Origin of the sequence: Gordonia sp. (in: high G+C Gram-positive bacteria), from assembly GCF_020438995.1 — a bacterium.
Taxonomy (GTDB): domain Bacteria; phylum Actinomycetota; class Actinomycetes; order Mycobacteriales; family Mycobacteriaceae; genus Gordonia.
In genome coordinates this window covers 1-7,081 of sequence record NZ_JAGQTN010000102.1, presented here as the reverse complement: position 1 = coordinate 7,081, position 7,081 = coordinate 1, and the positions used below count along the sequence as shown (strand labels likewise).

The window sequence follows — 7,081 nt, the reverse complement described above, 5'->3', positions numbered from 1 at the left end:
GTGTCACCGGCCGCAGCAGCCGCCCGCACACCTCACCGATGGCCCGGCCCGCCCCGGTCGATCCGGTGAACGCGACCTTGTCGATGCCGGGATGTGCGACGAGATAAGCACTTTCGTCGCGATCGGCGGGGACGACGTTGATCACTCCGGCGGGCAGTCCGGCCTCGACGGCCGCATCGGCGAACACGTATGCGTCCAGGGCTGTTTCGGGTGCCGGTTTGAGGACCACCGTGCAGCCGGCGGCCAGCGCGGGCCCGATCTTCATCGCCGCGAGCGCCTGCGGGTAGTTCCACGGGGTGATGGCGGCGACCACGCCGACGGGTTCGCGGCGGACCACGGTCCGGCCGCCGAACACACCGGCGCGGGTGTCCTGTGTGGAGCCCTTCCGGATCAGCCCCGCGTAGTAGGCGATGATCGATGCGGGGGCGATTCCATTGGCGCCCTTGGACAGTGAGATCGGCATTCCGTTCTCGCGGCTCACCAGCATGGCGGTGTCGCGGGCGCGGGCGCGCAGCGCGGCGGCAAAGGCGTCGAGGACGTCGGCACGCTCGTCGGCGGTCAGTCCGCGCCACGGGCCGGCGAATGCGGTGCGGGCGGACTGCACCGCCGCATCGATATCGGCGGGCGCCGCCAGTGCGACGGTTCCCAGCGGCTTCTCGGTGGCCGCCTCGATCACGTCGTGGTGCGCGGAGGTGGACGGGGTGGTCCAGGCTCCCCCGATGAACAGTTGTGGCCGGTCGATCATGTTGTGTTCCTTACGATCCGGGCTGACTGCGGGACTCAGCGGAGGACATCGGGGTGACTGAACAGGACCGAGGAGACCAGCGGCGCCATCGGGCCGCCGATGAACAGCGAAGTCCGCGCCCCGGCAACCTGATTGGTGGAGGTGCCGCGGATCTGCCGTACCGCCTCCACCGCCAGGTTGAGTCCGTTGACAAAGGCGTCGGCCAGATTGCCGCCACTGGTGTTGACGGGCAGCTTTCCGAATGGGGCGGTGAGGTTCTCGACGGTGAGCACCCCGCCGGCGGCCTCGCCGGGTGGGCACAGCCCGTGGTCGATGAGCGCGGCGACAGCGGGTCCGGAGAAGTTCTCGTACACCTGCACGACGTCGACGTCGTTCGGCCCCAGCCCTGCCGACCGCCAGAGTCGTTCGGCCACACCGGGTTTACCGTTGTTCGCCGGGCCGAATCCGGCCGTCGAGTACTGCACGTCGTTGTCGATGCCCTCGCAGTATCCGCCGGGTGATCCCTGGGCACCGGCCAGCACGTACACCGGGTCGGGCCGCAGATCACGGGCGCGCTCGGCCGATACCAGGATCAGCGCCACGGCGCCGTCGCTTTCGCGTGAGCAGTCGAACAGGTGGAAGGGTTCGGCGATCAGCCGCGAGGACTCGTAGGCGTCCTCGTCGAGCGGCTTGCCGTAGGCTTGCGCGGTCGGATTTTGCTGCGCGTGCTGGTAGGCCGCCAGCACCAGTGCCCGCAGCGCGTCACGGGGCACGCCGTCGTGTTCGAGCATCCGCTGGGTGCGCATGGCGCAGATCTGCGCGGGCGAGCCGACGCCGTGCGCCAGGAAGTGCGGCCCGTAGTGGTATTTGGCGTAGCCGAGGCGGCCGGTATCGGCCTGCGACATCGCGCGGTACACGGCCACCACATCGGCCTGCCCGCCGGCGATGGCGGTGGCGGCGTTGGTGATCGCCGCGGCGACGCTGCCACCGCCACCGCCCCACATCATGTTGGACCAGCGCAGCTCGTCGATGCCCAGGGCGTCGCCGAGGATCGGTCCGTCGTTGGATCCGCCCGCGTACGAGACGAATCCGTCGATCTCGCGCGGCGACACACCCGCGTCGGCGCAGGCGTCGAGGATCGCGTGAAGCGTCATCACCTGCTCACTGTCGGGAGATTGTCCACGGCGGTAATGTCTTTCGGCAACGCCGACGACGGCGCTCGCGCCCCTGATTCCGCGGGTCATGCGGCCACTTCTTCCCTGGTCCAGCGCAGCAGCGGCCATGGTTCACCGGGCCGGGTGCGTACCGTGCCGACAACCCGATCCCCGATCTTCGGCGTGCGCTGCGGATCATCGACGAGCATGCCCAGCACCCGGCGGCCGCCGGCATGCGGAAGTTCCACCAGCACACTGATGTACGGCAGATCGCCACCGAGCTCGCTGATGTAGGGGTACCAGCTGCGGCTCCAGCTGTAGATCGTTCCGGCCGCTTCGACACTCTCCCAATCGATGTCGAATCCGTGGCACTGCGCGCACACCGACTGCGGTCCCCAGATCCAGCTGCGGCAGTCCGCGCAGCGCTGGAGCCGGAGTTCGCCGGCGACGAGCCCGTCCCAGTACGGCTGGTCGAGACCGTCGGCCATCGGACCCCAGGGCACTTCGGCGGTCATGACGTAACTCCTTCGGCGACAGGGAAGTTCGCCAGTTCGGCGGCGAGCCAGCTGTCGCCGTGCCGTTCCCAGATCGACCGCAGCCCGATCACCCCGGACGCCGTACGGTAGATCGTCTCGCCCACCATCCGGTCGCCGTCGGCCCGGATCCCGACGATCTCATAGGAGTCGATCGCGCCCCGTGGAACGTCTACGCCGTAGAAGACGGTGGGCAGGTTGGCCTGCACCATGTCCGCGAGCACCGCCTTGTTGTCACCGGCCGCGACACCGGCCACATGCCGGGCGTACAACTGCCCGAACTCCTCGTTCACACTGTCATCGTTTGTCATTCGACCACCATCCCGCATCGGTCACAATTGGTTAAACCTTACGTAATTAGATTAATTCGAGCAACCGAGGACCGCGCCGCCGTCCTCACCTATGGTCACGGACCGTCCCGCCACATCCTCGGCGGCCAACACCGCGACGTCGTCGGCCCCGGTCACCACGGCGAGCGCGCGCTCCCCGTCCCGGGGGGCGGCGGCCACGAAAGCCTTCTCGGGCAGCCCGTCCCGTCCGTACACCACGGTCCAGGATTCGATGCGGGCCGCACCCGCGTACGAGACCAGCTCGGTGGCCACCGGCTCGGCGTCGACGAGTTCCTGGACGTCCCGGCGTGCGAACGGCTCCGCCGGCGGCGTGGCGCCGTAGATCCCGAAGGCATGTTTGGTGAGGTAACCACTGTTGGCCGTCACCAGCCCGTACGAACCCGGATTTTCCCGCAAACGCGTCGTCACCGTCGCGATGGCATGGGTGCTGTAGTTGTTCCACGGCCCACCGGCGAAGGTCAGCCCCCCGGTACAGGTGAGCGGGCGCGCGGGATCGTCGAGCGGCAGACCGATCTCGGCCGCCGCGACGGCCACCGCGGACGGGAAACACGAGTAGATGTCGATGAATTCGATATCGCCGATGCCCAGGCCGGCCGCGGCGAGTGCTTCGCGCGCACCGATCCTGATCGCCGGCGAGCGGTCGAGCGCCCCGCGAGCCGCGATCGCGTCCGTGTCGTGGGCTTCGGTTCCCGCATGCGGGAACACCCACGTCGCCGGATCGATGCCGAGTTCACGAGCCTTCGCCACCGAACACATCAGCAGCGCCGCGCCCTGGTCGACCATATTGTTCGAATTGAGCAGCTTGGGGTACGGCGAGGCGATCATCCGGTTACCGGGCGACGGAGTGATCAGCTCGTCCGGACCGTATTCCTTGCGCACCCATGCGTGCGGATTGCCGGCCGCGACCCTGCTGAAGGACGACCACAGCCGCCCGATCTCCTGCGCGTGGTCGGCGATGGACTGACCGGCCGAGATCCGGCGCGCCTGATCGAACAGCGGATACACGTAAGAGGGCCGGTCGATACCGACGCGCCGCTCGCTCTCGGCCTCCATCGGCACATCCGGGACGATGATCGGCGCCGGCAAGACGGACTCGTCCTGCTTGGTCCACACCGGACGCTCACCGGCGGCACTGAACTTCATCCGGGTGCGCCAGGATTCGGCGCCGCCGATCAGGACGACGTCGGCCCGGCCGGCCAGAATGTCGGCCGCGGCGGCATTGACCATCACCTGCGGGGTGCTGCCACCGTTACCCGAGTAGCCGGTGCGGCGCAGGCTCGACGCGGCGCCGACACGCTCGGCCACCAGCAGTCCGGGGTCGCGATAACGCCAGGACAACAACCTGACGACCCACACCGTGTCCACCTGTTCTAGCAGCCGCTCCGACCCCGCCTCCGCGGCCGCCGCGCGGGCCGCCGCGGCCATCAGATCGACCGGCTCCGCGCCGTCGTGGCCGTTGATCTGGCCACCGCCGACCAGCACCGGGGTTCGTGGGTCCAGGCTCATGGATCTCTCCTCCATCACTGTGCAGCGCACCCGAACATCGCGCCGGAACTCTCACTAATCTAATTCATTTAGATATGTGAGAGGCCGGGCGGGCTCAGTTGCCCGCGTTCTGCCCGCCCGCGTTCTGCCCAGCCGGGGTCGACTGCTTCGGTGCCTGCTGCTTCTGATCGCCGGCGGTGCCCGCGCCACTTCCCCCTGCGTTGTTGCCTTCTGTGTTGTTGCCTTCTGGACTGGCACCGTCTGCGTCGAAATTGGTGCCGTTGCTGGTGATGGCGGTGATCTTCCAGCCCTGGTCCTTGTCGATCGTCAGTTTGTACGTCGCGGTGGTGTCGATACCCGACGCCGAAGTCTGCACATTCTTGGTCACGATCTGAACGAAGGCGTCCACCTGGTAGACATTGCCGTCCACCGATTCGACCTTCGCGGTGATCGGCGTCGAGGTCGACGACCACTGCATGGGACGCAGCAACTGCTCCATCTGGCTCGCGGCGTTGCGCAGTTTGGCCGACAGCTCCGGCGTCGTGTTGTCGGTCAGCCGCGTCAGCCAGCCCTGGGTGTCCTCGTAGCTCATGTTCGCCGCACCGGTGGCGTAGTCGAGTGCCACCTGCTCGGCGTGTGCCTTGTCCTTGGCGGCCGAATTCAGATCGTCGATCTGACCCGCCTTGTCCACCACGAGCCAGATGAGCACGGCGCCGGCGATGACGACCGCCGCCGCACCGAGCCCGATGAGCAACGTCCGCACCGACAGGGTCACTGTGCCCCGCCCACGGCCGGCAGAGTCCTTTTCCTGACTCACCGGCTTTTCCGTACCCGCCGATTCCGATTTCGCGTCGCCGGAACTGTCTGCCGCAGAACTGGTCGGGGCGGCGCCGTCGTCGTCGGGTGTGGACGAGCGGGTGTCGGTCGCAGCACTCATCTCAGCGACCTCCTGTCTTATTGGGCGGGCTGATTCGGATGGTGAGGGCACCTCCGTTGGCGGAGGCGATGAGTTGATCGAGCAGTTTGCCGGTGTCGACGGTGCGCAGCGACGCCGCACCAGCCGTGGCCAGCGGCAGCAGATTGTCGCCGATGACCTTGATGTCGCCGGAACTGGTGTCGAGGAACTCCTGCAGCATCGCGACCAACGGCGTCGCACCGTTGTTGATACCGACGACCATCGGCCCCGACCAGTCGATCGCGTCCTTGACACCGTGCATCATGTAACTGAACAACGCCGTGAAATCGAACACCTTGGGTGTCAGTTCCGCCAGATCCTTGGGCAGCGGACCCGAGCGCATCAGCAACGGCTGCATCGTCTGCAACAGGGTCCGCAGTGAATCCTGGTTGCGCAGGAGTTCCTTGGTCAGCAGGGTGCCGACCTTGTTGAGGTCATCGAGCACCTCGATGTTCTCCGGCAGACCCGCGTCAAGCTCGCGGAACACCCGAGCTACCTTGTCCGCGTCCACCTGGGTGAGGATCTTGGTGACCTGCTCGGACAGATCCTTGAAGGTCGAGGTCACTTCCACATGGCCGGTATCGACCCGTGCGTTGTTCTGCAGATACGGACCGGTCGCCACTGCCGGCAACACCGACACATAGGCCTCCCCCAGCGCGGACAGGTTGTCCACGCGGTACCGGCTGTCGAGCGGGATCTTCGTCGATTTGTCGTAGTCCCAGGTGATCCGGGCCCCCTCGACGCTTTGCGAGATATCGGTGACGTGACCGATCTCGATGCCCCGCAACAGAACCCGTGAACCCACCAGGATTCCGTTGGTGTCCGGCACGGTGATCGTGGCGTGTTTGGCACCGATTGTCTTGATGTGCAGGCCGACATTGAAGATGTACGCGATCGACACCCCCAGGATGACCAGCATGGCCACCACCGACACCCGAGTCTTCGTGATCATTGCAAGACCCCCAGAATCCGCAGCACTGTGATGGTGTCGCCCAGCAGCTGTTTGTTGCTCCCCGATGCCTTCACCGACGTCACCGTCACCTTCGGATTCTTCAGGAACGGCAGGAGGGTGTCACCGAGGAAGCTGTTGGTGGCCTTGAGCGTTCCGTCACCGGCCGGCCACATCGGTTTGGCCGTTTCGAGGGTGTCGGCGAGCGAATTGAGCAGCGGCGAGGCCCACAGACCACCGGTGAACACCTTGCCCACCGACGGCAGGAGTGTGGCGATGTGGCGCAGCAGTGTGTATGCCACGGTCTCGAAGTAGTGCACACCGCCGGCGGAGAACACGTGCTCGATGTAGGTGGCACTCGCCGGGAACGACTTGGCCACATTGTCGAGCCCGGTCAGGGTCCGGTCGATCTCGTCGGTGTTGTCGGCCAGATCATCGAGGTCCTTGGCCACCGTGGTCGCCAGCCTGCGCACGTCCTTGACCTTCGGCAGCACCTTGTTGAGGGTGCCCATCGTGTCCTGGACCTTCTGGATGGTGCCGCCGTTGACGAAGTAGGCCAGGACCGCGATCGTGTCCTCCAGCGTGGGCGGCGACGTGGTGCGCTCCTGCGGGATGACCGAACCGTCACGCAGGTATTCGGTGGTCACCGCATTCGTGTCGGGGGTCAGCCCGAGATAGGTGTCGCCCAGCGGTGTGTTCTGGCGGATGACGGCCGACGAGTTTGCCGGTACAGGACGGGATTTGGTGAGCCCGACGACGACGTCGACGCCGTCGGCGGTTTCGTTGAGCGCGGTGACCCGACCGACCTGCAGGCCGTTCATCATCACGTCGGCACCGGTGGGGAGGTTGAGCACGCTGGCGAACTTCAGCGTCACCTCGTAGTCGTTGCTGACGCCGGCCTTCACCGACGGCAGCCGGTTGGGGCTCAGCG

8 protein-coding genes are annotated in these 7,081 nt (G+C 66.6%); all 8 read right to left on the bottom strand.

Annotated features, from left to right (window positions below; translation table 11 throughout):
• On the bottom strand, positions 1–745 hold a 745-nt coding region (locus KDB67_RS08275; protein ID WP_291014678.1), incomplete at its 3' end, for an aldehyde dehydrogenase family protein.
• A gap of 35 nt (positions 746–780) precedes the next feature.
• The gene (locus KDB67_RS08270; RefSeq protein ID WP_291014675.1) at positions 781–1,968 is read right to left on the bottom strand and encodes a transporter; all 1,188 of its coding nucleotides are present in this window, start codon (positions 1,966–1,968) and stop codon (positions 781–783) included.
• The gene (locus tag KDB67_RS08265; protein WP_291014673.1) at positions 1,965–2,393 is read right to left on the bottom strand and encodes a zinc ribbon domain-containing protein; all 429 of its coding nucleotides are present in this window, start codon (positions 2,391–2,393) and stop codon (positions 1,965–1,967) included. The genes KDB67_RS08270 and KDB67_RS08265 overlap by 4 nt, the downstream gene beginning before the upstream one ends.
• Positions 2,390–2,722, bottom strand: coding sequence for a hypothetical protein (locus KDB67_RS08260; RefSeq protein WP_291014671.1), 333 nt, complete (start codon positions 2,720–2,722; stop codon positions 2,390–2,392). Before KDB67_RS08260 ends, KDB67_RS08265 begins: the two co-directional genes overlap by 4 nt.
• A gap of 51 nt (positions 2,723–2,773) precedes the next feature.
• On the bottom strand, positions 2,774–4,267 hold the full coding sequence (locus KDB67_RS08255) for an acetyl-CoA acetyltransferase (protein ID WP_291014669.1): 1,494 nt from the start codon (positions 4,265–4,267) through the stop codon (positions 2,774–2,776).
• A 94-nt stretch (positions 4,268–4,361) separates the two neighbouring features.
• Positions 4,362–5,183 carry a hypothetical protein gene (locus KDB67_RS08250; protein ID WP_291014667.1) on the bottom strand — a complete coding sequence of 274 codons (822 nt, stop codon included), beginning with the start codon at positions 5,181–5,183 and terminating at the stop codon, positions 4,362–4,364.
• 1 nt (position 5,184) lies between these two features.
• On the bottom strand, positions 5,185–6,153 hold the full coding sequence (locus KDB67_RS08245; RefSeq protein ID WP_291014665.1) for an MlaD family protein: 969 nt from the start codon (positions 6,151–6,153) through the stop codon (positions 5,185–5,187).
• Positions 6,150–7,081, bottom strand: a 932-nt coding sequence (locus KDB67_RS08240) for an MlaD family protein (RefSeq protein ID WP_366851955.1), incomplete at its 5' end; no start/stop codon positions are given. The genes KDB67_RS08245 and KDB67_RS08240, both read right to left, overlap by 4 nt.